This is a genomic window from Pseudomonas sp. MWU16-30316 (genome assembly GCF_020515645.1).
GTDB classification, from domain to species: Bacteria; Pseudomonadota; Gammaproteobacteria; order Pseudomonadales; family Pseudomonadaceae; genus Aquipseudomonas; species Aquipseudomonas cerasi.
Genome location: NZ_JAIZAZ010000004.1, coordinates 418,356 through 444,493, shown reverse-complemented (window position 1 = coordinate 444,493; position 26,138 = coordinate 418,356). Strand labels below are relative to the sequence as shown.

The following is a 26,138-nucleotide window of genomic DNA, read 5'->3' as shown; positions in this document are numbered from 1 at the left end:
CGTCCTCCCTTGAAGAAGCGGTGCGATCTGGAGCTGTGACGCGGAGCGTCACGACATGCATCCCCACGCTGGAGCATGCGGAACGACGGGTGTCCGAGTACTCCGCGTGGGCACGACCGTCGGGTGGATCACACCCGGAAGTGGCTGACCATCATCTGCAGCTGGCCACCGAGGCGTGCCAGTTCGACGCTGGAGGCTGCGGTTTCTTCGCTGGCTTCGGCGGTCTGTTCGGATACATCGCGAACATTGACGATGCTGCGGCTGATTTCGTCGGCCACCGAGCTTTGCTGTTCGGCGGCGGCAGCGATCTGCTGGTTCATCGCCTGGATGCTCGACACCGTACGGGTGATGCTTTCCAGCGACGTACCGGCCCTGCGCGTCAGTTCGACACTGCTGTCTGTCAGCGTGCGGCTGCCGAGCATGATGCCCGACACTTGGCGCGTGCCGTTTTGCAGCGCCGCCACCAGCCCTTCGATTTCTTCGGTGGACTGCTGGGTACGCTGCGCCAGGCCACGAACTTCGTCGGCCACCACGGCAAAACCCCGGCCGGCTTCCCCGGCACGTGCTGCTTCGATGGCGGCATTGAGGGCCAGCAGGTTGGTCTGTTCGGCGACCGCCTTGATCACATCCATGACCTTGCCGATCTTGTCACTTTCCTGCTCCAGCACGTTCATTGCGTCGGATGAGCGAACCACTTCAGCGGCCAGTCGCTCGATCTGCTGGATGGCCTCGCCCACGACCTTGTCGCCATCACGCGCCTGTTTGTCGGCATCGGAAGCCGCCACGGACGCCTGTTCGGCATTGCGTGCCACTTCATGCACCGTCGCCGACATTTCATGCATGGCCGTGGCCACCTGGTCGGTCTCGACTTTCTGGCTGTTGACCCCTGCACTGGTCTGCTCGGTAACTGCCGACAGTTCTTCAGCCGCGCTGGCAATCTGGGTAACGCCGTCGCGAATACCGGAGATCAGTTCGCGCAGGGTTGTCCCCATGCGCTGGATGCCTTGCTGCAACACACCCAGCTCATCGCGTCGGGTGACCGCTTCGGTGTGTGTCAGGTCGCCGGATGCAATACGTTCGACGATGGCCAGCGTATCGCGCAATGGGCGAGTGATCTGACGCGTAATGACCACAGCGGCAAGAATGCCCAGTAACATGACCAACACCACACACCCTATCTGCAGGCTGCGCGCCTGAGCAGTGTCTTCCTTGCCCATCTGCATCTGCAGGCCATACAGCTCTTCGCCCAGTTTGACGATGGTCGCGCCTTGAGTGGTCAGATCCTTGCGCACGCTCGCAGCTGTCTGAGTGGTTGCCTTGAAGGCATCGACCGAGCTGCGGTAATTGCGCAGAGCGCTTTCAAACTGTGCGATCTGTTCGCGATTGGCGGAACCAAAAGCAGCCTTGAGCCTGTCCAGACGACTGATCGCGCTATCCAGTTGCTGGAAGGCTGCTGCCTCGGTCTTGTCATTCGGGTTGCCGGTATAGCCGCGCACTTCATAACGCACGAGGATCAGGTCTTGCCGAGCGCTGTTCGCCAACTGGGCCAGATCGAAGCGTGCCGGATCAGAAGGATCGATCTGCATGACCGCCTTATTCAACGACTCGACAGCCTGCATGGCCGCTGTCCCATTGGCGGTCATCTCGTTGCGCACTTTGGCCCCGGCCTGGTACACGGCGCGCATGCTGTTCAGGGATGCTTCATAGTCGCGAGTGACATCGGCCAGTTCGCGCAGCGGCTTGAGGTTGACCGGATTGTTGAAGCTGACGAGCAGTGATTGCTGCTGCGCCTTGAACACATCCAGCTTGCCTTGCATGTTCTGTGCTGCGGTTTCATCGCCGTCAGTCAGCATGTATTGCAGACGCGCGATTCGCAGGTTGGTCAGGTTGTCACTCAGCTCGGTGATATCGCCGATTCTGTCGGTGCGATTGATGAGCTTGTCGAGGCTGGTCCAGCCAACGAGGGCGAGCACTGCCGTGAAGAAAAGAACGGTCCCAAAGCCCAATGCCAACTTCATGTTGACGCTGATATTCGCAAATCTGCTGTTCATAAAATCTCCTGAAAATGCTTTTTTGTGCGCAACGAAAGAGCTGAGATTTGTTTTTATAGACAGCAAACCCGCGCGCCAGAGCTATCGGCCGCAGAAGAGCAAAACTTGATCGGAAAAAGGCAATGCGCGCGAAAGCGCCGATTCGGGAGGGAAATCGGGGGCTGAACGGCCCCCGATTCAATCAGGCAGTCAGTTTGAAACGTGCCACAACATTGCGCATGTCGCTGGCGACGCGCGCCAGTTCATCGGCGGTAGCCGCGTTATTGTCGATACCCAGCATCAACGTCCCGGAGCTGTTACGAATCTCCATGACATTGCGGTTGATGTCTTCGGAGACCGCATGCTGCTGCACCGCAGCACTGGCGATCTGCGTGTTCATCTCGACGATGCGCTCCACGCCCTGACTGATGCTCGACAGGCTGCCCGAAGCATCACTGGCGGCACTGATGCACGCATGAGCCTTCTGCTGGCCGGCCTGCATCTGTTGCACGGCAGCATCGGTCGCACCTTGCAGTTGCTGGATGATGCCGCGAATTTCTTCGGTCGACGCCTGAGTGCGCGAAGCCAGCGTGCGGACTTCATCAGCCACCACGGCAAACCCGCGACCCTGCTCGCCCGCCCGCGCTGCTTCGATGGCGGCATTGAGGGCCAACAGGTTGGTCTGATCGGCAATGGTGCTGATGACCTGGATAACGCCACCAATCGACTGACTGTGCAGGGCCAGCGCCTGAACCTTCTGAGCACTGACTTCCACTTCTTCGGCCAGAGCCTGAATGGTCGAGTGTGCCTGGTGCATGATGCGCAGACCGTTACGTGACGCGGTGTTCGCTTCATCGGCGGCCAGTGCGGCACCTTCGGTGTTCTGCGCCACGTCGGCGACGCTGGCGGTCATCTCGTTGATCGCGGTCGCCACTTGCTCCGTTTCAGCCTGCTGCGCGTTCATCGACTGCTTGGCCAGGCCGATGGATGAGCCCAGACGGGACGCTACATCAGACAGTTCGTAAGAGGTGCGGTCCATGTGCGAGATAGAACTGGCGAAGGCCTCGGCCATCAGGTTCAGACCATTGGCGATATCAGCCACTTCGTCCTTGCTGACGACCGTTACGCGTGCACTCAGATCGCCCTCGCCCAGACGGCGGGTGACGCCCAGCAGGCTGTCGATGGTCAGGCGCAAGGCACGGTAAATGCTGCAGAACGCGTAGAGCAGCAACAAACCCATGATCACACACATGGCAATGACTATTTCGCGCTGCAGCACCAAGGCGTCGTAGCGCGCATTCAATTCATCCTGAAGCGCAGTCTGAATTTCGTCCTGAGCCTTGTAGAGTCCCGAGACAACCCCGTTGCCGCGCGCGCTCAGCGACTGCCCCTGCTGCACCGAAAACTCTGTGCCCTTTATGTACGCGTGCAGGTCGCTGCGAAAGCTGTCCATCGCTGCAGTAGCGGCAGTGATCGGGTCACTGATGCGCGTTGCGAGCTCTGGCGAACGGCGCTTGAGCAGTCGAATACTTTGCTCCAGCTCGGCCCGAAATTGCAGTTCGATCTTCAGCAGGCTCTCGAGCGAGCCGCGCATCGATACACTCAGCCCCTGGCCGGTCATCAAGCCTGCCGTGATGCCGCGGATCTGACCGGCAACGTTGATTTCCCGGGGCATACGAATGGTGCTCAGATCAATCAGAAACAGCGAGGCGTAATCTTCGTCCAACACCATGCCCGAGGTAGCCGAGACGTAGTAGATAAAGTTGAGTGTCTGGGCCAGTTGCTCATTCCACTGGGCGAACACGTCATCCTGAGAGAGGCCTGGCTTGATACTGTCCATCAGGGAACGGGCGCTTTCACGCAGGCGCTGTACGCGGTTCTCGGTTTCCAGTTGCTGCCCCTGTCGTGCATCAATATCGGCAAGGTTGGCAAGCGCGGTTTCAAGCTGAGCGCGGTTGCTGATCACATCCTGAGCGGCGGAGGCATCGCCGGCCAGCAGACGGTTGCTGGCCGCGCGCTGCAGCATGGAAAGTCGCAGAACGGGCGTGGTCATTTGCAGGAACTCACGGCCAACGCGCTCTTGCGCGACCGTGTCGATGCTTGCATTCAGACTGTTGAAAACCCGAAGACCGAGAACGATCAACGGGATGACGATAATGATGGCTAAAACGGCAAACTTGGCAGGGAAACGCAGGCGGTTGGTGAGGTAGATACCAGGCGAAAGGATGTTCATAGCATTCTCTTTTTAATTAGGGTGTCCGATCCGGGCGGAAAAGCTCCTTTCTTTGCATCACGGGTAATACGGGCAGCTATGCCGCGCTGAACGAGGTCATCCGTTCAGATGGAGGCATATTGACATCACTTCAGAGCAATGGCTTTTCAGGAAGTTCAATGGGTGCCATAGCCTGATAGTCCGGCTATCGGCCAGAGCACGTTTAACATGAGGTCATGGGCATCGGGCAAATGAAGAAAGGGAGAGACTTGCGGGTACGAGGCTTGCGGCAGGCATATCCGAATGAGGGTATTCAGGCGGGAAACAAAGGCTCATCTGACGGATCTGGCGACCGTAGACTTTTCAAAGGTAATACCGTCGTGCGGCATCGTGACGCACGACGGCAGGCGTCGTATCGAGGTGATTCGAGGGCTTTCAAGCCCTCGCCCACTCCACGTTCGACAGACCGAGCTTTTCAGCCTGAGGCTTGCTCAGCTTGGGTACCGGGTCGGAACGGTACTTGGGGATCGCACCGAACCCGGCATCCACTGAAGCCCAGTGCCAGGCCTCTTTGTTATCCATGGCACCTGCTCGTATGTAGAACGTCTTGTAACTGCCATGCAGCAGGTAATCGATACGGTAGTGTTTTTCATCAGCCATTGTGTTGCTCCTGCTTTGTCGACTTGCAAAACAGATCGCAGCAGTTTCAAAAAATTCAAAATATTAATGCCATAATCTAAATGATGTCATGCTGCCATCTTATGATGTATGTTTATACCTGAACCGAACGGTTTAGTTAGCGATAGAGTTTGTTTATAACTGCACTTTTTACGCTTTTTTCCTGCGTAAAACAGCAACGGCCTCCAGCCCCATCCAAACAGGCTTCTTCGCCACTATGAACGAACATTCAGCCACGCAAGGGGAATAATCAAATCCTATTGAACGGTGGTTTTAACACCGCCGGTCCTCTTTAAAAAAGTTAGCAGTAACGATCGCGCTCCTGAGTCTCTCATAACCTGTGACTGCGTTGAATCAAGCCCATGCACATGGGTTGACGCTTCCCGAGAGATCAAAGCCTGAGGATACGACATGTTCATGTATAACAAGCGACTTCAATACACCGTCCGTGTAGCAAGACCCAATCCTGGACTGGCCAACCTTCTGCTTGAGCAGTTCGGCGGGGCTCAGGGTGAACTGGCCGCGGCCGGACGGTATTTCACTCAAGGGCTGAGTGAAGATGATCCAGGCCGTAAAGACCTGCTGATGGATATTGCCACTGAAGAACTAAGCCACCTTGAAATTGTGGGCTCCATTATTGTCATGCTCAATAAGGGTGCCAAAGGTCAATTGGCTGAAGGTATTGAAGAAGAAGGCGAGTTGTATCGCTCTATCAACGGTAACGGCAATGACTCACATATCACCAGCCTGCTGTACGGGTCCGGTGCGCCGTTGACCAACTCTGCCGGCGTGCCTTTTACAGCGGCTTATATTGATACTATCGGCGAACCGACAGCAGACTTCCGTTCCAATATCGCCGCAGAATCCAGAGCCAAGATTGTTTACGAGCGCTTGATGAACGTGACCGATGATCCGGGCGTTAAAGAAGCGCTGGGGTTTCTCATGACTCGGGAAATCGCGCACCAGTTGTCTTTTGAAAAAGCCCTCCACGCCATCCAGCCCAACTTCCCACAGGGCAAACTGCCGGGCATGCCGGAATTCACCAACAAGTACTTCAACATGTCCGGCGAACCCAATGTACGCGGTGCGTGGAATCAGGGTGGTGACTGGGAATATGTGGAGTCGCCACAAGCGGCCGTCGATGGCGGCGAAGGCACGGCCTCGGTCACGCTGGATGAAAAGGATACAGAGGTGCTGGAAATGTTGAAGGAGCGGACCCAGTCCGATCCGGCCGCCAATCCGATTACCGGTGCGGATCTGGGTTCTGGCTTTGTCCAGGGCAAAGATGCCTGAAACGGCAACCCTTGTTCTGTTCAGGAGAATGAATCATGAAAAAGCTCAGCTCCCGTCAACCTCTCACGCCTCGCGACGAGTTGGATAGCGCGTTGACCGACAGGGTATTTGTAAAAGGGCTTCGTGCCTTCGAGGCGCAGGCGCTGCTTGCGCGCAGAGGCTTTCAGTTGGTGATGGCAACCAAGGGTTTCGGCGTTGGAACCCTGCTTGAAAACAGCCTGCCACGGCGCTGATCACACCGATCATCAACGCTACGCGCTCCATCAAACTTGTCCACAGGTCGGCAGACAATCGGCCCGCGTGTGGACAAGTCTCTCTTCGCTGAAAAGGGTAAGAACATGACTCGCACGACCATAGAAGATTTGTTCATTCACGAACTTTCAGACGTTTACAGCGCTGAAAAGCAAATTACCAAAGCACTCCCGCGTCTCGCACGCGCTTCGACCAATCCGCTTCTGGCAGAAGCCTTCAAGGCGCATCTTGAAGAAACCCAAGGTCAGATCGATCGTATCGATGAATTGGTGGAAGGTGCTGGTCTGAAGCTGAAACGCATGAAATGCGCAGCCATGGAAGGTCTGATCGAAGAAAGCAAGGAATTGCTGGAAGAGATCGAAAAAGGCGCAGTACTCGATGCGGCCCTGATCGGGGCATGCCAGAAGGTCGAGCATTATGAGATCGCCAGTTACGGCACACTCATCGCCATGGCCAAACATCTGAATATGAAAGAAGCAGCCGCTCTGCTGAGTGCCACATTGGCAGAAGAAAAAGGCGCGGACGAAAAGCTGACGGCGATCGCTGAACAGGGCGGAACCCAGGCGGCGACTTCGAAAAAGTAATGATGATTTCCAGCGGTACCCACATGACGGTCTACAGGGTGTAGATCCCGTCATGCGGTGCAGTGGATTTACTTTTTGGCAGCATCACCGCCATGCGCAGCAGCAAGTTTTTTCGCGTGCTCCAAATGCTTCTCCAGCGTAGGCAACGTCGCCTTTGCAAAGGCCTTCAGCTCTGGATCCTTGCCGTTCTCGGCCTCTTCCTTGTACAGCTTGATCGCCTGCTCATGTGCGGAGACCTGATTGTTGGCATATGCCTGATCGAACGACTTCTCGCGCATCTCCAGAATCATTGCCTTGGCCTTGTCCATCAGCATAGGGTCTTCGGACACTTCAAGGTTCTTGCTTTTTGCGATGGCAGCCAGCTTCTCATTGGCGGCGGTGTGGTCCGTGACCATCTGCTTTGCAAATTCCTTCACATCAGCAGAGACGCCTTTCTCATCCTGTGCGAGCTTGCCAACCTGAACTTCGGCGATGCCTTTAGCAGAGGCATCTTCCACAAAATCATCAGCGTCCTGAGCAGCAACAGCCATTTGCGAACCTAGCGAAAGTGCCAGGGCAATGGCGCTCATGCGAAAATAATTGTTCATTTTCGGTCATCCTTTTATGGGCTGAATACATCATCGTTATCGATGACATGAACGTTACGACCTGCTTCAAATACCTGCGTTCAGCGTTTTTGATCGGACACGGCATACGCCGATACCACGGTCACCTGTTGCGGATGTAAACCCGGACCGGCAATGCATTTTTTCCGCGCGACCATCGCCCCTTGGAATAAGCGCGATCACCACCTATCGGTGCCGGGGAAATTACGCTGAATTTCCCTGTATCGAGGCACTCACTTATCTACGTTGCACAAAAAAACAGAAAGTCCCGAATGACCGCGTCAACGTGATGTTCAACTGCCGAGGTACGATTTTCATGACGTCTCTTCAAGTGATGACCGGCAACGCCGTCGTCAAAACCGTCGTTGAAGAAGCCCGTTCAAAAACCGTCTATCAATCATGGATGAATGAACGTGCTCCCGAACATCAACACGATGCGGTCCTGTTTCTGAATCACTGCCTGGCCCTGGCCGAGCGGGAACACTGCGACCTTCCGGCCCAGCCCGAAGCGCTTGAACAGTGGATGGAGCAGAACGTAGGGGTCGTGGCTGATCAATATGCACTCTATCTTGAGCAACGCCGCGCTGGAAAACCGAGACGGTTTTTCAAGAACAAAGCGCACGCGATGTATTTCATTCAGCAGGTCGCACCGACCAAAATGGTCGACGGCGCCTGGCTATACGGATTGCTGCCGCGCTGGGCAGACTACCGCTTTCACGGCCTGATTCGGACCTACCTTGAAGAGCTTGGTGACGGCGAACAAGCACAGAATCATGTCTCGCTGTACCGGAAACTGCTGGCGGATCTGGACTGCGATACCAGCGCGCCACTGGCAGACGATGCCTACCTGCAAGGTGCGATTCAGCTGTCACTGGGGCAATTGAGCGAGCAGTACCTTCCCGAAGTCATTGGTTACAACCTGGGCTATGAACAGTTGCCGCTGCACTTGCTCATCACATCATTCGAGCTGAATGAACTGGGCATTGACCCTTACTACTTCACCCTGCATGTGACGATCGATAATGCCAGCACCGGCCATGCGCGCAAGGCTGCACAGAGCGTCCTTGAGCTGATGCCTGTTGGCCAGGAGCGCGACGAGTTTTATCGTCGTGTCGCCAGTGGTTATCGCCTCAATGAGCTGGGCATGGGTTCAACTCAAGTGATCCAGTCGTTCGACCTGGAGCAGGAAGTGATCGCCATGCTCGAGCGCAAGCGCACGTTCGGGCAGCACATGCATTCCGATTACTGCCGTCTCGACGGCAAGACCGTCAACGAGTGGCTCGCCGAGCCCGACCAGATCCCGGAATTTCTTGCCGTGCTGCAGAACAGAGGCTGGATCAAGCGTCATGAAGATCCCCTGCACAGCCGTTTCTGGAAGCTGTTCGAAGGCGCCGGTGCGCCCATGTTCGGCGTCTTCAACGGTTATGAAAAGCAACTCGTGCACGACTGGATCGCCGGCGACTCACTGTCCGATGGCAGTGCTCAACCCACGGTCGGCAAACGGCTTCCGGAAGCCTTTCGCTCGCGTTTCCGCAACCTGCAAGACGGTGCTCAGCCCTCCCCCGCGCTTGCGGTGCCTGCTTCAGCAGATGCTGATCCGGACGTGCGCGAACTGCACATGAGGCTGGAGTCTGCGGCCTCCTCCGAGAAGATGACTACGTTGATCGAAAGCATGTCGCCAGCAAGACACGCAACGGCTGCAGGTCTACACGCGACGCGTCTGTTTGTGAGCAGCATGGCCGAGCGAATGACGGGAGCGCACGCATGAGTCATGCCCTCCCCGACAGCGCCGCGCTCATTGCCCTGGCGCAGCGCCTTGAAACCAGTGGCTATCGTTTTATCACGCCCACCCCTTTGACCCATCAATACGTCAATCAACGCTCGGGAAATCGTCTTGCCGCGTCGCTACGCGATGTGTTCGGCTGGAGCCGGCTGATACCGGAATCCATGCTGCCGGTCGAAGAGGCTCAAGGCCTGCTGGCTGCCGGTATTCTGGAGCGCAAGGAAGACGGCTTGAAAAGCCGGGTGAGATTTTCCAGCCTGGATGATCTGCTGCTGGTGCATTCGGCGTTTCCTACCGCAGATGAAGACTCGGTATTTTTCGGTCCGGATACCTATCGCTTCGCGCAGTCCATCAATCGTCACCTGCAAGGCACGTCGCACCCGATCAACCGCTCCGTCGACATCGGCTGCGGTACGGGTGCCGGCGCCATGTTGATTGCGGTCGCCCGTCCACAGGCTCAGGTGCATGCCGTCGACATCAACCCCAAGGCACTGCATTTCGCGCAGATCAATGCCGCGGTTGCCGGGCTGAAGAATATGGAGTGCTGCCACAGCGATATTCTCTCGGGTCTGAGCGGAAACTTCGACCTCATCGTCGCCAACCCGCCTTACATGAAAGACACCAGGCAGCGGGCCTACCGCCACGGTGGTGATGCATTGGGCGCGGACCTGTCCGTGCGCATCCTGCGCGAATCACTGGACCGCCTCACTCCGGGCGGCTCGCTGGTGCTTTACACCGGCGTGGCCATGGTGGGCGAGCACGATCCGTTCTTCGAGGCGGTGCAGGCCGATATCGACCATGCGGCACTGGCATGGACCTACCGTGAACTGGACCCGGATGTCTTCGGCGAAGAGCTGCTTGAAGAGGGCTATGAGGACGTGGACCGTATTGCAGCGGTGGAGCTGGTGGTCACCCGATGCTCTGCATGACCCACCGAAATAGCTTCGATAGTTCATGCTTATAGCGCGCATAAGAACCGAGCATTGGTCAGCCTCTCGGCATCCCGGTGAAACTTGTCACGAGCCGTCGATCAACACCTCACTGTTGATCGATGCAGGCTCGTCGCACACCGAAAAGGATGACGACACATGCCACGCCTGAACAGGATTATCGAAACAGCCCTCTACGTAGAAGATCTGGCGAACGCCAGGGAATTCTATGCCGACACCCTTGAACTGGAAGTGATGTTCGAAAGCGCGACATTGGTGGCGTTCAACGTCGGAGGTGTGAGCACCTTGCTGCTGTTCAAGCGCGGCGCTTCACTGCAGACGCAGTACCTGAGCGGCGGAGAGATACCGCCCCACGATGCCCAAGGCCGGATTCACGTGTGCTTCGCCATCAATGCCGACGAGATGCAACTCTGGGCTGATCGCCTTGCCAGAGCCAGCGTCGCCATAGAGGGCCGCACAGAATGGCCCAAGGGCGGATCGAGCATCTATTTCCGCGACCCTGACGAAAATCTCGTCGAACTCCTCACGCCCGGCTGCTGGGCGATTTATTGAATCGTCAAGGTCACAGGTTGCGCTGCAAAGGTGGGTCGATAAAGCGGGGCAATCGAATGTTGATACGCGGGTGTGCTGCGCCTCAAATGTTATGTTATAACAATTGAGCATTTTTAACTCAGCCTCCTCCAGCGATCTTCCCACGCCATGATCAACCCTGTTTTCCAATTCCTCCCGGTAACTACCAGACACGCCATGCAGGCCGGTCAACACATTCGGCAATGGATACCGGTTGAGCCGCCCTCGCTGCACGTCATTATAGGCCCGCGTGTTTGATGCTGGCGCTGGAACGCCTCGCGTGGGCACCGGAACAGACGTCAGTCTGCACGCACGAACACTTTGCCTTGAAGGATATCGACCTGCAGATCGCCGCAGGCGAGTTCGTCGGCCTGATCGGGCCCAACGGCAGCGGCAAAACCAGCCTGCTGCGTTGCGCATTCCGCTACAGCCGCCCGCACAGCGGCAAGGTCGCAATCAATGCTCGCGATATCTGGTCCTGCAGCCCGCGCTGGTGCGCCCGGCATGTGGCGGTGGTTGCCCAGGAGTTTCCCGATTCATTCGGCCTGACGCTGCTGGATGTGGCAAACATGGGTCGCGCTCCCCATCAGGGATTCTTTGCCGCAGACAGTGACCACGACCGCGCGATTGTGCAAAACGCGCTGAACGCCGTCGGGCTGGCGGGCTATGAGCAGCATCGGTTCGACACGCTCTCCGGTGGCGAAAAGCAGCGTTGTCTGCTGGCAAGGGCGCTGGTGCAAGAACCCCGATTGATGGTGCTGGACGAGCCCACCAACCACCTCGACCCGCGCCATCAACTGGAACTGCTCGGGCTGGTCAAACAGCTCGGCATGGCCACGCTGGCCAGTATCCATGACCTGAACCTGGCGGCGGCATTCTGTGATCGCCTGTGTGTCATTCATCACGGCCGGCTCATTGCGCAAGGCACGCCGCGGGAGGTGCTGACCCCGGAAATGCTGCTCAGTGTGTTCGGCGCCAAGGCGCTGGTCGACAGCCACCCTCTGCGTGACTACCCACGCATCACCTGGATACCCTGACATGAACTGCCTGTCCGCCCGCCTGGCATTGGCAACGCTGCTATGCAGCCCGATGGTGCATGCCGCCTACCCCGTCACCGTGCAAAGCTGCGACCGCTCAGTGACGTTCACGGCTGCGCCGCAGCGTGCCGTCAGCAACGATGTGAACCTCACCAAAATGATGGTTGCCCTGGGTTTGCAATCGCACATGGTCGGCTACAGCGGCATCACCGGCTGGAACAAGCCCGATCAGGCGCTCTTACGCGACCTGGGCAAACTGCCCGAGCTGTCCAGTAAATATCCGTCTCTGGAAACGCTGCTCAATGCCAACGCCGACTTCTATTTTGCCGGCTGGAACTATGGCATGCGCGTGGGTGGCGATGTCACGCCACAAAGTCTCGCCCCGCTGGGCATCAAGGCCTATGAACTGACCGAATCCTGCGCCCAGATAATGCCCCGCACCGAAGCGACGCTGGAGGATGTCTACAACGACCTGCTCAATCTGGGCCGGATATTCGACGTGCAGACCCGGGCCGAAACACTGGTCGCGCAGATGCGCCGCAGCGTGACCGACGTCGAGAAAAGCGTGGCAGGCAAATCGCCGCCCAGGGTATTTCTGTATGACAGCGGCGAAGACCGGCCAATGACCGCCGGGCGCCTGGCGATTCCTCAGGCGTTGATCAGCGCTGCAGGCGGCCGCAATGTCATGGGCAACGTCGCAGCCAGCTGGACCCACGTCAACTGGGAGTCGGTCGTGCAAAGCAATCCCGAGGTGATCGTGATCGTTGACTATGGCGAAGTCAGCGCTGCGCAGAAACAGCATTTCCTTGAAAGCAATCCGGCACTGCAATCCGTGGACGCGATCCGCAACCGACGTTATGTCGTGCTGCCCTATGTGGCGGTGACGCCCGGCATCGACAATGTCACGGCCATCGAGACGCTTGCAGCGGCATTTCATGACGTGAAGCGATGACGCTGGCGCAGTGGCTGACTGAACGGCCGCGTCGTTATCTGGGCCTGTTGATCGCTCTGACGCTTTTGCTGTTGGCCTCGTGCCTGATGTGCATCACCTTCGGCGCGGCCCCTGTGCCCTTGAGCCGGGTGATGGCTATCCTGATGTTCAAAGTCTTGGGTTCTGCCGAACATCCACCGCTCTGGACCGCGGGTCAGGAAACCATCGTCTGGCTGATACGTACGCCCCGCGTATTGCTGGGCGCGCTGGCAGGCGCAGGACTGGCGCTGATTGGCTGCGTTCTGCAAGCCGCGACCCGCAATCCGCTGGCCGATCCGCATTTGCTGGGAGCGACCTCGGGCGCCACGCTTGGCGCAGTGATCGTGGTCATGCACGTGGGCGAAGTGTTTGGCACGCTGACATTGCCACTGGCCGCCTTTGTCGGCTCGCTGGTCAGCCTGAGCCTGGTGCTGTGGCTTGCCATTCACCAATGCAGGCTGGACAGCCAGCGCCTGCTGCTCGGCGGCGTGGCCGTGTCCTTCGTGATGATGGCAATCGCCAACTTGTCATTGTTTCTGGGCGACCACCGCGCCAGTTCCTCCGTGCTGTTCTGGATGCTCGGCGGGCTGGGTCTGGCCCGCTGGGAGTTGCTTGCGGTGCCGTTTATCACGGTGCTGTGCGGTTGGGTCCTGCTGCAAGGGCTGGGTCGCTCACTGAACGCGCTGATGGGCGGCGACCAGACCGCCGTGAGCCTTGGCCTGCAAGTGCGCAACGTGCGCCTGCTGGTTTTTCTGATCGCCTCACTGATGACCGGCGTACTGGTTGCCCTGTGCGGCTCCATCGGTTTTGTCGGCCTGATGGTGCCGCACATGGCCAGACGCCTGGTGGGCTCGGAGCATCGACGATTGTTGCCTGTCGCCACCCTTCTGGGCGCATTGTTGATGGTCTGGGTCGACGTCATCTCCCGCACGCTGATCGCCCCCGAAGACCTGCCGATAGGCATAACCACCGCCTTGTTGGGAGGGATTTTTTTCATTTTCATGATGAAGCGCGGTCAGTGATTGGCAGTCCTGCTTGCGGCGGGCAAACAGGACTGCCCGCCGCCCTTCCTGCTACATGACAAACTCGTGTCATCGTTTCTTAACACCTTTATGACATTTATTTTGCGCTGGTCATTTCAGGCTGCCGAGGCACCTGAAGACAAACTGGCTCATCCATTCATGTCATGAGGCGGAAGGAGCGACACTTGAAAGTGACAGTGTTCGGAACCGGTTATGTGGGGCTTACCCTTGCCGCCTGTCTGGCTGAGGTAGGTCATACCGTTTGTTGCATGGATGTCGACAGCAAACGCATCGACGCGCTGCGCGATGGTATATGTCCGATATTCGAGCCCGGTCTTGGCGAACTTCTGCGCAACGGCCTGGACTGCAAGAGACTCAGTTTCACAACCGATGAAGTACACGCCAGTCGCTTTGCAGAGTTGGTATTCATCGCAGTCGGTACGCCAGCGCAAGCCGATGGCAAGGCGGACCTGAGCCAAGTGTTTGCCGTACTGGGTTCGGTAATCAGACACGCCGAAAGTGCCCGGATCATTGTCAACAAGTCGACCTCGCCAGTGGGCACCGTTGACCGCCTGCTCGCTGAGATCGCTGCCAGTCCGCGACGTGATGACGGCTTTGAAGTGATCAGCAACCCCGAGTTTTTCAAGGAAGGCTGCGCGGTCAGTGATTGCCTGCGTCCGGATCGCATTATCGTCGGCGGCGCCAGCCCGCGGGCACTGGAGCAGATGCGCGAGTTGTATCAGCCGTTCAGTCGCAACCGCGAGAAGTTTGTGGTCATGGATGCGCGCAGCGCGGAGCTGTCCAAATATGCAGCCAACTGCCTGCTGGCGACCAAGATTTCGTTCATCAACGAGATCGCCAACCTCGCTGAACAAGTAGGTGCCGACATAGAACAGGTGCGGCTAGGCATCGGCTCCGACCCGCGCATTGGCTATGACTTCATCTACCCGGGCTGCGGTTTCGGTGGCTCATGCTTTCCCAAGGACTTGCAGGCGCTGATCGGCACAGCCAGCGAGCACGGCGTGGAAACGGCGTTGCTCAACGCTGTGGAACAGGTCAATCGCCGCCAGAAGCACCGCCTGTTTGAAAATATCCACACGCATTATCACGGTGATCTCAGGGGCAAGGTGTTCGCCGTCTGGGGACTGGCCTTCAAGCCCAATACCGATGATATTCGCGAAGCCTCCAGCCATACCCTGCTCAAAGCACTCTGGGCAGCCGGTGCCAGGGTTCAAGCACACGACCCTCAGGCGATAGAAGCGGTCAGGCATCATTACGGCGAGCGAAACGACCTGCAACTGGTGCACTGCAAGCAAGATGCCCTGGAAGGCGCAGACGCTTTGGTGGTGGTGACCGAATGGCAGGACTACCGGGTGCTGGATCTGGACCGGCTCGGCGAAAAGCTCGGTGATCGCGTGGTGTTCGATGGCCGCAACCTGTTCGATCCGTCGCAACTGCATGAGGCGGGCTTTACCTACTACGGCATTGGTCGTGGCCGGGCGGCTCAACCATGACGGTACTGGTGACAGGTGCTGCCGGATTCATCGGGTTTCATGTCGCCAAGCGTCTGTGCGAGCTCGGCGTAGAGGTCGTCGGCATCGACAACCTCAACGATTACTACAGCGTCGAGCTCAAGCAATCGCGCCTGGCCATCCTCCAGCGCCTGCCAGGGTTCACGTTCCACAGGCTGGACATCACCGATGCCGAAGGTCTGTCCGCGCTCTTCGCGCAAAATGGCTTCGAACAGGTCATTCATCTGGCGGCGCAGGCCGGTGTGCGTTACTCGCTTGAACAGCCAAATGTTTACGCCCAATCCAATCTGGTCGGCTTTATCAACGTGCTCGAGGCCTGTCGGCAGCATCGACCGGCGCACCTGATCTACGCGTCGAGCAGCTCAGTCTACGGCGCCAATACGCGCATGCCGTTTCAGATTGAGGATGCCGTCGACCGGCCGTTGTCCCTGTATGCCGCCACCAAGCGCGCCAACGAACTCACTGCCTACAGCTATTGCCACTTGTACGGCCTGCGCGCCACAGGGCTGCGCTTTTTTACCGTCTACGGACCCTGGGGTCGGCCGGACATGGCGCTGTTCAAGTTCACAAAAGCCATGCTGGCCGGGCAGCCTGTGGATATCTACAACCACGGCGAAATGGCGCGCGACTTCACCTACATCGACGACATTGTCGAAAGCATCCTGCGCCTGCGCCTGCTGCCGCCCGACACGGTTCGCAGCGAGCCGCCCCATCAACTCTTCAATATCGGCCGGGGCCAACCCGTCAAGCTGCTGGAGTTCGTCGACTGCCTGGAGGCCGCGCTAGGCCTGCGTGCCGAACGACGCTACCTGCCCTTGCAAGCGGGCGACGTGCTGCAAACCTGGGCTGACGTCAGTGCGCTGAGCCAATGGATCGACTTTCAACCACAGGTCTCGGTCGACACCGGCGTCAGGGCCTTCGTCGACTGGTATCGGGAGCACTACCAGGCCCGGCTCCGTGTGCCACTTCAATAACAAGGACTTCCATGACCACGCCCACTTTTCTATCCGTCGTGATCCCGGCCAAAAACGAAGCCGATAACCTGCCCAGCCTGATCAAAGAGATTTGCACAGCGCTGGACGGAGAATGCTACGAGATACTGGTCGTTGACGACGGCAGCACAGACGACACCTTGAAAGTGCTGACGCACCTCAAGGACAGCGGGCTGACCGTGTTGCGGATCCTGCGCCACGAGCGATCACTTGGGCAGAGTACCTCGGTCTATCACGCGGCACTGGCGGCCAACGGCACCTGGCTGGCGACCCTGGACGGTGACGGTCAGAACGACCCGGCGGATATTCCCGGGATGTTGGCGCTGGTACGCGCTCACGCAAACGGCTCCGGGGCGATACAGCTGGTGGCCGGCCACCGAGTGAATCGGCGCGATACCGCCAGCAAACGCTGGGCCTCGCGCTTCGCAAACGGCCTGCGCAGCCGGCTTCTCAAAGACTCGACTCCAGACACCGGGTGCGGCCTGAAACTGATCGAGCGGGCCGCGTTTCTGCGCCTGCCGTACTTCGACCATATGCACCGGTTCATTCCAGCACTGATTCAGCGACATAACGGCCGTATGGTCACGCATCCCGTCAACCACCGCCATCGCCAGGCCGGCGTGTCCAAGTACGGCAACCTGGACCGCGCGCTGGTGGGCATTCTTGATCTGGTCGGCGTCTGGTGGCTGATCCGCCGGACTCGGCTGGAGGTTCAGGCACAGGAACTGCGGCCATGAAGCCGGACAACGAGACCTTCTGGCTGATCCTCGGCTTTGTCGGGCAGGCCGTATTTACCGGCCGCTTTGTCCTGCAATGGCTGTACAGCGAATTCAAGAAGCGCAGCATCATCCCGGTGGGCTTCTGGTATCTGAGCATGCTGGGCAGCACGATCCTGCTGGCCTATGCCATTTACCGACAGGACCCGGTCTTCATCGCCGGCCAGGCCTTTGGTCTGCTGGTGTACATGCGCAACCTGCAGCTGATCAGCCGACAGGCCAAGACATCCGAGGAGCAATGATGGTGCGAACTCACCTTTCGCCTCGCCTCGAGGGATGGCTACTGGTCGCGCTGGCCGTTTTACTGGTCGGGGGCGGCCTGGGCGTGCGTCTGCCGCAGAACGTGGATGAAGAGCGTTTTCTCGGCGTTGCCCTGGAAATGCTGCAGAACGGCTCATGGTTCGTCCCGCACCGGGCCGCGGAGATCTATGCCGACAAACCGCCGCTGTTCATGTGGGCGACGGCATTCTTCATTTGGCTTACGGGCAGCCCGAACATCGCGCTGTACCTGCCTGGGCTGCTCTCTGCAGGCGTGACCACCGCAGTCCTCTACGATCTGGGCAGCCGCCTGTGGAACCGGCGCATCGGTCGGTACGCCGCCTTGTTATTCCTGGCGACCTATCAAACCTACAGCATCCTGCGCACCGGACAGATCGACAGTTTTCTGTGCCTGTGGATTGCGCTGGGCTTCTACGGCCTGGTTCGCCACGTGTTGCTCGGACCGGCCTGGGGCTGGTTCTATTTCAGCTGTGCGGCGATGGGCCTGGGCATTATCACCAAGGGCGTCGGTTTTGTTCCCGCGTTGATGTTAATCCCTTACGCCTATGCCGCGCGTAAAGGTTGGCACGGTGTGGTGGCGATGCCAGGACAGGCCGCGCGCTGGGCGCTGGGGCTGCTGGCGTTATTGCTGGCCTGCTGCCTGTGGCTGGTGCCGATGATTATCTCGGTCGTGCGTGACGGCGGCCCGGAAGGGTTCGCCTACGTGCAGGAAATACTCTTGCACCAGACAGCCAATCGATACGCCAGCGCCTGGGATCATCGCGAGCCCTTCTGGTATTTCTTCGTCAAAGTCATCCCGCAGTATTGGCTGCCGCTGGTGTTGGTGCTGCCCTGGCTGATCCCGGCCTGGCGCCGACAGTTGAGCAAGCGCGATGGCCGGGTTCTGGTACTGCTCGGCTGGGTGTTGCTGGTGCTGCTGTTCTTCAGCCTCTCCAGTGGCAAACGCAAGATCTACATCTTTCCGGCGCTGCCCGGCCTGGTACTGGTGGCTGCCCCCTTACTGCCCTGGTTGTTGAAACGCTGGTTCCACGACCGCGTCAGGGCTCGGCGAATTGTCCCGGCGGTGGTGGTTATCTGGCTTGGTCTGTGGTTCGCCAGAGGGTTCGTCGAACCCGTCATAGAGGGCCAAAACCCACACAAGGAACTGATGGAGCAGGCCGCGTACGTCACTCAAGGTGCCGATCTGGTGCTGGTCAACTGGCGCGAGGGGCACTGGCTCTATGCACGCCAACCCATTGTGCATTTCGGTTTTGCCAAGCCGTCGGCAACCGAACAGGCTGCCCGTTGGCTAAGAGAACACCCCGGCACCTTTGCGCTGGTGCCAGGCGAGCAACTGGCCAATTGCTTCTTGCCGGAAAAAGCCCGGCCGCTGGGCCAGACCTCCAGAGCTGACTGGTTCATCGTCGATGCCGATGCAGACAACGGCCGGTGTAAACCGGAAAGTCCTATGCAGGCCTATCGCTTCGCGTGGCAGCAAAATGTTGATTAATCGCCCGCCCAGCCGCCCAACACGCGGGAGTGCCTGATGCCATGCAGCTGGAAACGATAAAGGCAAAGCGCCTGACGTGGTCGAACGTCGCACGAAGGCAGGTATCACTCGCACAACTCGTGCTGAGTGCAGCTGCTCTCGGGCTGCTGATCCTGGCCTATGCCGTGTCGACACACTTTCAGGTCCACCAACAGCTGTATCAGTACGGTCGCACCTGGTTAAAGGACAATACGGCAGCCGACAAGAATATCTGGCTGCCGGATTTCCATGTGGTTATCGACGCCAAACCACTTGCCCCGGACGTCGCCAATATCTCCGGGATCACCTACGACTACGACAATGACCGACTGCTGGCAGTAACCAATAAAGGCCCCATGCAGCTGCTGGCACTGGACGCGAACGGCGACATAATCGCCCGCTACCCATTGATCGGTTTCGACGACACCGAAGGTGTGGCTTATCTGGGCAACGGACGCATCGTGCTGTGCGATGAAGATCTCCAGCAACTGGACATCATCACGTTGCCGACGCAGGCACGCCCCATCCACGTCGAGGAAGCTCAGTTCATTGCACTACTGATCAACCCCAGTATTCATAACAAGGGATTCGAAGGCGTGACCTATGATCCCGCCAACGACCGCCTGTTCGCGATCAAGGAACGCGATCCACGGCAGATGTTCGAAGTTTCCGGCGTCCTGCACTCCATTGATCAGGGCCGCTTGCAGATCAAAGTTGCCGACCGGCTGGGCTGGATCACGAAAAGTGTCGCTGCACGCGACCTTTCAGACGGCTACTACGACCCGCGAACCGGCCATTTACTGCTGCTCAGCGACCAGTCGCACTCGATCACGGAACTGGATAGCAAGGGACGATTCGTAAGCATTCGATCCCTGCTGGCTACCTTCTCCGACCTCAAGCACAGCGCCCCCCAACCCGAAGGCCTGACCATGGATCGCGCAGGCAACCTGTACGTCGTGAGCGAGCCGAATCTGTTTTACAAGTTTTCGAAAGGGCCGGAATAGGTAGTGAAGAAACCTGGCCTTGAGGATGACTTTCGGGGAGTGGGGGTAGGGTCTTTTTTGGGAGAGCTAATGGAATTCGGAAAAATGTGCGAGTTGCTCAGGACGTGAGCCGTGACAGATCGGGTTTCGCGATAGTTGCCATGATGAAATGCTCCTGATTGTCACTCGATTCAAAGTTAATCACAGTAAATAATCTAGCATCCTCAAGCGCGCTGTCAGGTCGGGCCTATTCCTAGGCCTAGTCGATAACCGACCCGATAGAATCCACGGCTTTTATTAGAGGGTATCGACACAGTATCAGGCGAGTGACTGCCTTGCTTCTGCAATGAAACCTCAAGGAGATGAGTGCAATGTCGCGTAAAGTTTTTGTAGCCGGCGCATCCGGTGTAATCGGCATAGCCCTGCTCAAGCTCTTGGTGGCTGCGGACTACAGCGTGTATGGCGCTACCCGTCGCACCGAAAAAGTGAAGGACATAGAGGTCACAGGTGCTACGGCAGTGGTGGTTGATGTCTATGACGCCGAGCGTTTAAACGAAGAGTTGGTCCGCATCCAGCCATGGACTGTTATTCATCAACTGACAGATCTGCCTCGTGGCCTAAGTCCCGAATTGATGGCAAAAGCGGTCGAGAACAACGCACGTATCCGCACAGAAGGAACGCGTAATCTGGTAGCCGCCGCTCGAGCTGCTGGCGCTACCCGTCTGATCGCTCAAAGCATCGCCTGGGCCTACCGTCCAGGCGACACCCCTTATCTCGAAACATGTCCTCTGGACGTGGAGGCACACGGCAGCCGTGGCATCAGTGTGGGGGGTGTGGCGGCCTTGGAGCAGCAAGTGCTCAGCGAGCCTGCATTGAACGGAACCGTCTTGCGCTATGGCCAGTTATACGGACCCGGCACTGGCACTGACGAGCCGACAGGCACCAGCCCTGTGCATGTAGAAGCCGCTGCACGCGCCGCACTGCTGGCGTTGCAAACAGAGCAAAGTGGTATTTTCAATATCACTCAGGACAGCCCGACCGTCAGCAACGAAAAAGCCAAGCGCATACTGGGGTGGTCTCCTTCCGTGGAGGCTTGACGTCCCAACGCAGCTACTCCGTACGAAGGAGTGACGACGTTAGGATTATTTTGGATAAATCTGAGTCTGCTCTAAGTTACCGAAACCCCCACCCCTGTGGATAACTCACTCCACCGTCACCGACTTCGCCAGATTCCGCGGTTGATCCACATCCGTCCCTTTCAGCACAGCCACGTAATACGAAAGCAACTGCAGCGGGATGGTGTAGAGAATCGGTGCCAGGGCATCGATGATGTGTGGCATGGCGATGACGTGGGTGCCCTCGCCGTTCTTCATGCCGGCCTGCTCATCCGCGAACACGATCAACTCGCCGCCGCGTGCGCGCACTTCCTGCAGGTTGGATTTGAGTTTCTCCAGCAGTTCGTTGTTCGGTGCGACGGTGACGACTGGCATGTCGGCGTCGACCAGCGCCAACGGGCCATGCTTGAGTTCGCCGGCCGGGTAGGCTTCGGCGTGGATGTAGGAGATTTCTTTGAGCTTGAGTGCGCCTTCCATTGCCACCGGAAACTGTGCGCCGCGCCCAAGGAACAGGGTGTGGTGCTTCTCGGCGAACAGTTCGGCGACTTTTTCGACCGTGCCGTCCATTGCCAGCGCTTCGCCGAGGCGGGTTGGCAGGCGACGCAGTTCTTCGACCAGCTGCGCTTCGACGCCCTGCTCCAGCGATCCCTTGACCTGACCCAGCGACAGGGTCAGCAGCAACAAGGCGACCAATTGGGTGGTGAAAGCCTTGGTCGATGCCACGCCGATTTCCGGGCCAGCCTGGGTCAGCAGGGTCAGGTCTGATTCACGTACCAGTGAGCTGATGCCGACGTTACAGATCGCCAGGCTGGCCAGAAAGCCCAGTTCCTTGGCGTTGCGCAGCGCTGCCAAGGTGTCGGCGGTTTCACCGGACTGCGAGATCGAGACGAACAGGGTGTCCGGCTGAACCACTACCTTGCGATAGCGGAACTCGCTGGCCACTTCGACCTGGCAAGGGATGCCGGCCAGGCCTTCAAGCCAGTAACGCGCGACCATGCCGGCGTGGTAACTGGTGCCACAGGCCACGATCTGAACATTGCGTACTTTGGCGAACAGCTCGGCAGCCTGTGGACCGAATGCGTGGACCAGCACTTGCTGCTGCCCCAGACGACCTTCGAGGGTGCGCTGCACAACCTTGGGCTGCTCATGAATTTCCTTGAGCATGAAGTGACGATACTCACCCTTGTCGGCGGCTTCGGCGCCTTCGTGGTATTGCACCACTTCGCGCTCAACCGACACACCGTCGACGTTCCAGATCTGCACGCTGTCGCGACGGATCTCGGCGATGTCGCCCTCTTCCAGGTACATGAAACGGTCGGTGACCTGACGCAGCGCCAGTTGGTCGGAGGCCAGGAAGTTTTCACCCAGGCCCATGCCGACAACCAGCGGGCTGCCACTACGGGCGGCCAGCAGGCGATCCGGCTGCGCGGCATTGATGACCGCAAGCCCATAAGCACCGTGAAGTTCTTTCACCGCAGCCTTCAGGGCAACCGCCAGATCGGCGGTGTCCTTGAGCTTGTGGTGCAGCAGATGGACGATGACTTCAGTGTCGGTATCGGATGCGAAGACGTAACCCAGGCCTTTCAGCTGTTCACGCAGCGCTTCGTGATTCTCGATGATGCCGTTGTGGACAACTGCCAGCGTGTCGGCCGAGAAGTGTGGGTGGGCGTTACGCTCACAGGGGGCGCCGTGGGTCGCCCAACGCGTGTGGGCAATGCCCAGACGACCGATCAGCGGCTCGCCGGCAAGTGCCTGTTCCAGCTCACTGACCTTGCCAGAGCGACGGCGGCGCTCAAGGGTGCCTTCGTTGCTGAAGACTGCCACGCCCGCGCTGTCATAACCGCGGTATTCAAGGCGCTTGAGGCCTTCGAGCAAAATGGCCGTGATATTACGTTCAGCAACGGCGCCGACGATTCCACACATGGTTATCTCCTAGCTGACAGCAGCACAAATCAGATTGATGCCGCGGGCCTGTATCTGATCGCGTGCCTCACTGGACAGGCGATCATCAGTAATAAGGGTGTGGATACTGCTCCAGGGCAGTTCCAGATTGGGGATCTTGCGACCGACCTTGTCGGCTTCGACCATGACCACCACTTCCCGGGCGACTTCCGCCATGACCCGGCTCAAGCCCAGCAGCTCGTTGAAGGTGGTGGTGCCACGAATCAGATCGATGCCGTCGGCACCGATGAACAGCTGATCGAAGTCGTAGGAGCGCAGTACCTGCTCCGCGACTTGCCCCTGAAAAGACTCCGAGTGCGGATCCCACGTTCCGCCCGTCATCAACAGGACCGGTTCGTGCTCCAGCTCGGTCAGGGCGCGCGCAACATGCAGGGAATTGGTCATGACCACCAGGCCGGGTTGCTGGCCCAGCTCAGGAATCAATGCCGCCGTGGTGCTGCCACTGTCGACGATGATTCTGGCGTGCTCGCGAATCCTGGAAACCGCAGCGCGAGCGATGGCCTGTTTGTAACGGGAAACCGGCTGACTGCCATCGCTTATAAGCTCGTGAGGAAGCGGCACTGCGCCCCCGTAACGGCGCAACAGCAGGCCGTTGGTTTCAAGCGCAGCCAGGTCCTTTCGAATCGTAACTTCGGAAGTTTCAAAGCGTCTAGCCAAGTCGTCCACACTGACTTCACCTTGCTCGTTGAGCAGGGCGAGAATGTTGTGGCGACGCTGCGGTGTATTGCGCTTCGACATGACTGCCTTAAGTTTCGTTTCGAAAGATAACGAAGGCAATCAAAACCTATTTTTTGGTTTTGGTCAAGGTTTCGGTATGGGGCGGCGCAATTTCTACCGGATACCCGTGACATCGGCTTTGAGCCTGGGGTGTGACGCGGAGCGTCACGAACAGCATTCCTACGCTGGAGCGTGAGGAACGAGAGGTGATCTCAAGATCATCGTACCCATGCTCCGCGTGGGTATGCAGTTCTGGACGCTCCGCGTCCCGGCTTGAGTGTCAGGTGTGGATAGTTATGGACGCGTGCCAATGTTGAGCGTTGGCACGCGGGTCATCATGGCCTGTGGATAACTCAGTCTTTCCTGATTTTCACCGGCCGCTTCCAGCCTTCGACGTTGCGCTGGCGGGCGCGGGCTACGCCGAGTTGTTCAGCAGGCACGTTTTGCGTAATGGTCGAGCCAGCTGCAGTCGTCGCGCCGTCCAGGATATCCACAGGCGCAACCAGAGAGTTGTTGGAACCAATGAACACGTCTGCACCCAACATCGTCTTGTGCTTGTTGGCACCATCGTAGTTACAGGTGATGGTACCGGCGCCGATATTGGTGCGTGCGCCGACCTCAGCATCACCAAGATAAGTCAGGTGGCCAACCTTGGCCCCCTCGCCTAGGTTCGCATTCTTGAGCTCGACAAAGTTACCCACATGCGCCTTGGCACCCAGCACGCTGCCTGGTCGCAGGCGTGCAAACGGGCCGGCATCGCTGCCCTCCCCCAGAATCGCACCGTCGATGTGGCTGTTGGCTTTGACGACGACACCCTTGCGCAGGGTGCTGTCCTTGATGACGCAGTTCGGACCAATGACCACGTCATCCTCGATCACGACCTTGCCTTCAAGAATCACATTGATATCGATCAGCACATCGCGCCCGACGCTGACTTCACCGCGCACATCGAAGCGCGCAGGGTCACGCAGGGTCACGCCAGCCGCCATCAGACGACGGGCTTCACGCATCTGGTAATGACGCTCCAGCTCGGAAAGCTGCTTGCGATCATTGGCGCCCTGCACTTCCATCGCGTCGTGGGGTTGCTCTGTGGCAACCACCAGGCCGTCATTAGCTGCCATGGCGATCACGTCGGTGAGGTAATACTCGCCCTGGGCATTGTTGTTGGACAGCCGCCCCAGCCAGTCAGCGAGATGAGCAGCAGGCACCGCGAGAATTCCGGTATTGCCTTCGGTGATAGCCTTCTGCGCGTCGCTCGCGTCCTTATGCTCGACGATGGCACAGACACGATTCTGCTCATCGCGAACGATACGGCCGTAACCGGTAGGGTCATCCAGCGTAACGGTCAACAGGCCCAGTTGCCGCAGGTTGACCAGTTTGAGCAGGCGCGAAAGCGTCTCTACTTCGATCAACGGGACATCGCCATAAAGAATCAACACGGTGTCAGCCGTCAGCGCGGGCAGCGCCTGAGCAACCGCATGGCCGGTACCGAGTTGCTTGTCCTGCATCACGAAATTCAAGTCATCGGCTGCCAGCTGTTCACGAACAGCATCAGCGCCGTGTCCGATCACGACGTGTATTCCGCTTGGGGATAACTGGCGCGCGCTGTGGATAACATGACCCAGCATGGAATTGCCGGCCACGGGGTGCAGGACCTTGGGCAGCGCGGACCGCATCCGGGTACCATGGCCAGCAGCGAGAATAACGATATCGAGAGACATGATAGGACTACCAACTGAGCGGCAACCGGACCGAAGGCGGGCTGACTTGAAAGAGGAAATCTGAAAAAAGAAAAAGGGTAGCCGAGGCTACCCTTTTTCTCAATCGCGCATCGAGTGCAGCGGGGTTAGCCGCCGAACTTCTTGCGAATTTGCTGAACGGTGCGCAGCTGAGCTGCAGCCTCGGCCAGACGAGCAGTTGCAGATCCGTAATCGAAATCTGCGCCCTTCTCGTTCAGGGCCTTCTCGGCAGCCAGTACGGCAGCCTGAGCAGAAGCTTCATCCAGGTCGGCAGCACGTTGCACAGTATCGGCAAGCACCTTGACCATGTTCGGCTGAACCTCAAGGAAACCACCGGAGATGTAGAACACCTCGGCTTCCCCACCCTGCTTGATCAAGCGGATCGGGCCCGGCTTCAGATCAGTGATCAGCGGCGCGTGGCCTGGAGCGATACCGATATCACCCAGGTTGCCGTGCGCAATCACCATCTCGACCAGACCGGAGAAGATTTCCCCTTCCGCGCTGACGATGTCGCAATGGACTGTCATAGCCATTTGCTTGCCTCAACCTA

At 58.4% G+C, this 26,138-nt stretch carries 24 protein-coding genes; 16 read left to right on the top strand and 8 right to left on the bottom strand.

What is annotated here, in order from left to right:
* Positions 1 to 128 precede the first annotated feature (128 nt).
* From LCH65_RS16740 to LCH65_RS16730, 3 genes are all read right to left on the bottom strand, one after another.
* Complete coding sequence (locus LCH65_RS16740) at positions 129 to 2,051, bottom strand: methyl-accepting chemotaxis protein (RefSeq protein WP_054082267.1); 1,923 nt, start codon at positions 2,049 to 2,051, stop codon at positions 129 to 131.
* Positions 2,052 to 2,232: 181 nt separating this feature from the next.
* Positions 2,233 to 4,263, bottom strand: a complete 2,031-nt coding sequence (locus LCH65_RS16735; RefSeq protein ID WP_058416435.1) for a methyl-accepting chemotaxis protein — start codon at positions 4,261 to 4,263, stop codon at positions 2,233 to 2,235.
* A 414-nt stretch (positions 4,264 to 4,677) separates the two neighbouring features.
* Positions 4,678 to 4,902, bottom strand: coding sequence for a DUF6555 family protein (locus LCH65_RS16730; protein WP_003316018.1), 225 nt, complete (start codon positions 4,900 to 4,902; stop codon positions 4,678 to 4,680).
* A 429-nt stretch (positions 4,903 to 5,331) separates the two neighbouring features.
* Here LCH65_RS16730 and LCH65_RS16725 point away from each other — a divergent pair, with 429 nt between their 5' ends.
* From LCH65_RS16725 to LCH65_RS16715, 3 genes are all read left to right on the top strand, one after another.
* Complete coding sequence (locus LCH65_RS16725) at positions 5,332 to 6,213, top strand: manganese catalase family protein (RefSeq protein WP_003367889.1); 882 nt, start codon at positions 5,332 to 5,334, stop codon at positions 6,211 to 6,213.
* Between the two features lie 35 nt (positions 6,214 to 6,248).
* Positions 6,249 to 6,446: a hypothetical protein gene (locus tag LCH65_RS16720; protein WP_226439639.1), complete on the top strand. Its 198-nt coding sequence runs from the start codon at positions 6,249 to 6,251 to the stop codon at positions 6,444 to 6,446.
* Between the two features lie 105 nt (positions 6,447 to 6,551).
* Entirely contained in the window at positions 6,552 to 7,049 is a 498-nt protein-coding gene (locus tag LCH65_RS16715) for a ferritin-like domain-containing protein (protein WP_003367887.1), read from the top strand.
* Between the two features lie 68 nt (positions 7,050 to 7,117).
* Here LCH65_RS16715 and LCH65_RS16710 read toward each other — a convergent pair whose 3' ends face one another.
* Positions 7,118 to 7,636, bottom strand: coding sequence for a DUF4142 domain-containing protein (locus LCH65_RS16710; RefSeq protein ID WP_003367886.1), 519 nt, complete (start codon positions 7,634 to 7,636; stop codon positions 7,118 to 7,120).
* 334 nt (positions 7,637 to 7,970) lie between these two features.
* On the opposite strand from LCH65_RS16710, the gene LCH65_RS16705 reads away from it, so the two are divergent.
* The 13 genes from LCH65_RS16705 (at position 7,971) to LCH65_RS16645 (ending at position 21,152) form a co-directional block, all read left to right on the top strand.
* Positions 7,971 to 9,422 (top strand): iron-containing redox enzyme family protein, encoded by a 1,452-nt coding sequence (locus LCH65_RS16705; protein WP_122266203.1) that lies wholly within the window; start codon positions 7,971 to 7,973, stop codon positions 9,420 to 9,422.
* Positions 9,419 to 10,366: a class I SAM-dependent methyltransferase gene (locus tag LCH65_RS16700; protein ID WP_226439638.1), complete on the top strand. Its 948-nt coding sequence runs from the start codon at positions 9,419 to 9,421 to the stop codon at positions 10,364 to 10,366. Before LCH65_RS16705 ends, LCH65_RS16700 begins: the two co-directional genes overlap by 4 nt.
* A 159-nt stretch (positions 10,367 to 10,525) precedes the next feature.
* Entirely contained in the window at positions 10,526 to 10,939 is a 414-nt protein-coding gene (locus LCH65_RS16695) for a VOC family protein (protein WP_003367882.1), read from the top strand.
* A gap of 275 nt (positions 10,940 to 11,214) precedes the next feature.
* On the top strand, positions 11,215 to 11,994 hold the full coding sequence (locus tag LCH65_RS16690; RefSeq protein ID WP_044310272.1) for an ABC transporter ATP-binding protein: 780 nt from the start codon (positions 11,215 to 11,217) through the stop codon (positions 11,992 to 11,994).
* Between the two features lies 1 nt (position 11,995).
* Positions 11,996 to 12,946: an ABC transporter substrate-binding protein gene (locus LCH65_RS16685; protein ID WP_226439637.1), complete on the top strand. Its 951-nt coding sequence runs from the start codon at positions 11,996 to 11,998 to the stop codon at positions 12,944 to 12,946.
* Complete coding sequence (locus LCH65_RS16680) at positions 12,943 to 13,986, top strand: iron ABC transporter permease (RefSeq protein WP_226439636.1); 1,044 nt, start codon at positions 12,943 to 12,945, stop codon at positions 13,984 to 13,986. Before LCH65_RS16685 ends, LCH65_RS16680 begins: the two co-directional genes overlap by 4 nt.
* A gap of 185 nt (positions 13,987 to 14,171) precedes the next feature.
* Positions 14,172 to 15,500 carry a UDP-glucose/GDP-mannose dehydrogenase family protein gene (locus LCH65_RS16675; protein WP_161437944.1) on the top strand — a complete coding sequence of 443 codons (1,329 nt, stop codon included), beginning with the start codon at positions 14,172 to 14,174 and terminating at the stop codon, positions 15,498 to 15,500.
* Positions 15,497 to 16,492, top strand: coding sequence for an NAD-dependent epimerase (locus LCH65_RS16670; RefSeq protein ID WP_226439635.1), 996 nt, complete (start codon positions 15,497 to 15,499; stop codon positions 16,490 to 16,492). The genes LCH65_RS16675 and LCH65_RS16670 overlap by 4 nt, the downstream gene beginning before the upstream one ends.
* Positions 16,493 to 16,503: 11 nt before the next feature.
* Positions 16,504 to 17,247: a glycosyltransferase family 2 protein gene (locus LCH65_RS16665; protein WP_226439634.1), complete on the top strand. Its 744-nt coding sequence runs from the start codon at positions 16,504 to 16,506 to the stop codon at positions 17,245 to 17,247.
* The gene (locus tag LCH65_RS16660; protein ID WP_003316004.1) at positions 17,244 to 17,528 is read left to right on the top strand and encodes a lipid-A-disaccharide synthase N-terminal domain-containing protein; all 285 of its coding nucleotides are present in this window, start codon (positions 17,244 to 17,246) and stop codon (positions 17,526 to 17,528) included. The genes LCH65_RS16665 and LCH65_RS16660 overlap by 4 nt, the downstream gene beginning before the upstream one ends.
* Positions 17,525 to 19,054, top strand: a complete 1,530-nt coding sequence (locus LCH65_RS16655) for a glycosyltransferase family 39 protein (protein ID WP_226439633.1) — start codon at positions 17,525 to 17,527, stop codon at positions 19,052 to 19,054. The genes LCH65_RS16660 and LCH65_RS16655 overlap by 4 nt, the downstream gene beginning before the upstream one ends.
* A 41-nt stretch (positions 19,055 to 19,095) precedes the next feature.
* A complete protein-coding gene (locus LCH65_RS16650; protein ID WP_226439632.1) occupies positions 19,096 to 20,076 on the top strand; it encodes an SdiA-regulated domain-containing protein in 981 nt (326 codons plus the stop codon).
* Between the two features lie 350 nt (positions 20,077 to 20,426).
* Positions 20,427 to 21,152 (top strand): NAD(P)-dependent oxidoreductase, encoded by a 726-nt coding sequence (locus tag LCH65_RS16645; RefSeq protein WP_226439631.1) that lies wholly within the window; start codon positions 20,427 to 20,429, stop codon positions 21,150 to 21,152.
* Between the two features lie 105 nt (positions 21,153 to 21,257).
* Here LCH65_RS16645 and glmS read toward each other — a convergent pair whose 3' ends face one another.
* The 4 genes from glmS to LCH65_RS16625 form a co-directional block, all read right to left on the bottom strand.
* The gene (gene glmS, locus LCH65_RS16640) at positions 21,258 to 23,093 is read right to left on the bottom strand and encodes a glutamine--fructose-6-phosphate transaminase (isomerizing) (protein WP_003367862.1); all 1,836 of its coding nucleotides are present in this window, start codon (positions 23,091 to 23,093) and stop codon (positions 21,258 to 21,260) included.
* A 9-nt stretch (positions 23,094 to 23,102) separates the two neighbouring features.
* Positions 23,103 to 23,870 (bottom strand): DeoR family transcriptional regulator, encoded by a 768-nt coding sequence (locus LCH65_RS16635; RefSeq protein ID WP_003432745.1) that lies wholly within the window; start codon positions 23,868 to 23,870, stop codon positions 23,103 to 23,105.
* A gap of 332 nt (positions 23,871 to 24,202) precedes the next feature.
* The gene (glmU, locus tag LCH65_RS16630) at positions 24,203 to 25,570 is read right to left on the bottom strand and encodes a bifunctional UDP-N-acetylglucosamine diphosphorylase/glucosamine-1-phosphate N-acetyltransferase GlmU (protein WP_226439630.1); all 1,368 of its coding nucleotides are present in this window, start codon (positions 25,568 to 25,570) and stop codon (positions 24,203 to 24,205) included.
* Between the two features lie 125 nt (positions 25,571 to 25,695).
* Positions 25,696 to 26,121 carry a F0F1 ATP synthase subunit epsilon gene (locus LCH65_RS16625; protein WP_003413751.1) on the bottom strand — a complete coding sequence of 142 codons (426 nt, stop codon included), beginning with the start codon at positions 26,119 to 26,121 and terminating at the stop codon, positions 25,696 to 25,698.
* Positions 26,122 to 26,138 lie beyond the last annotated feature (17 nt).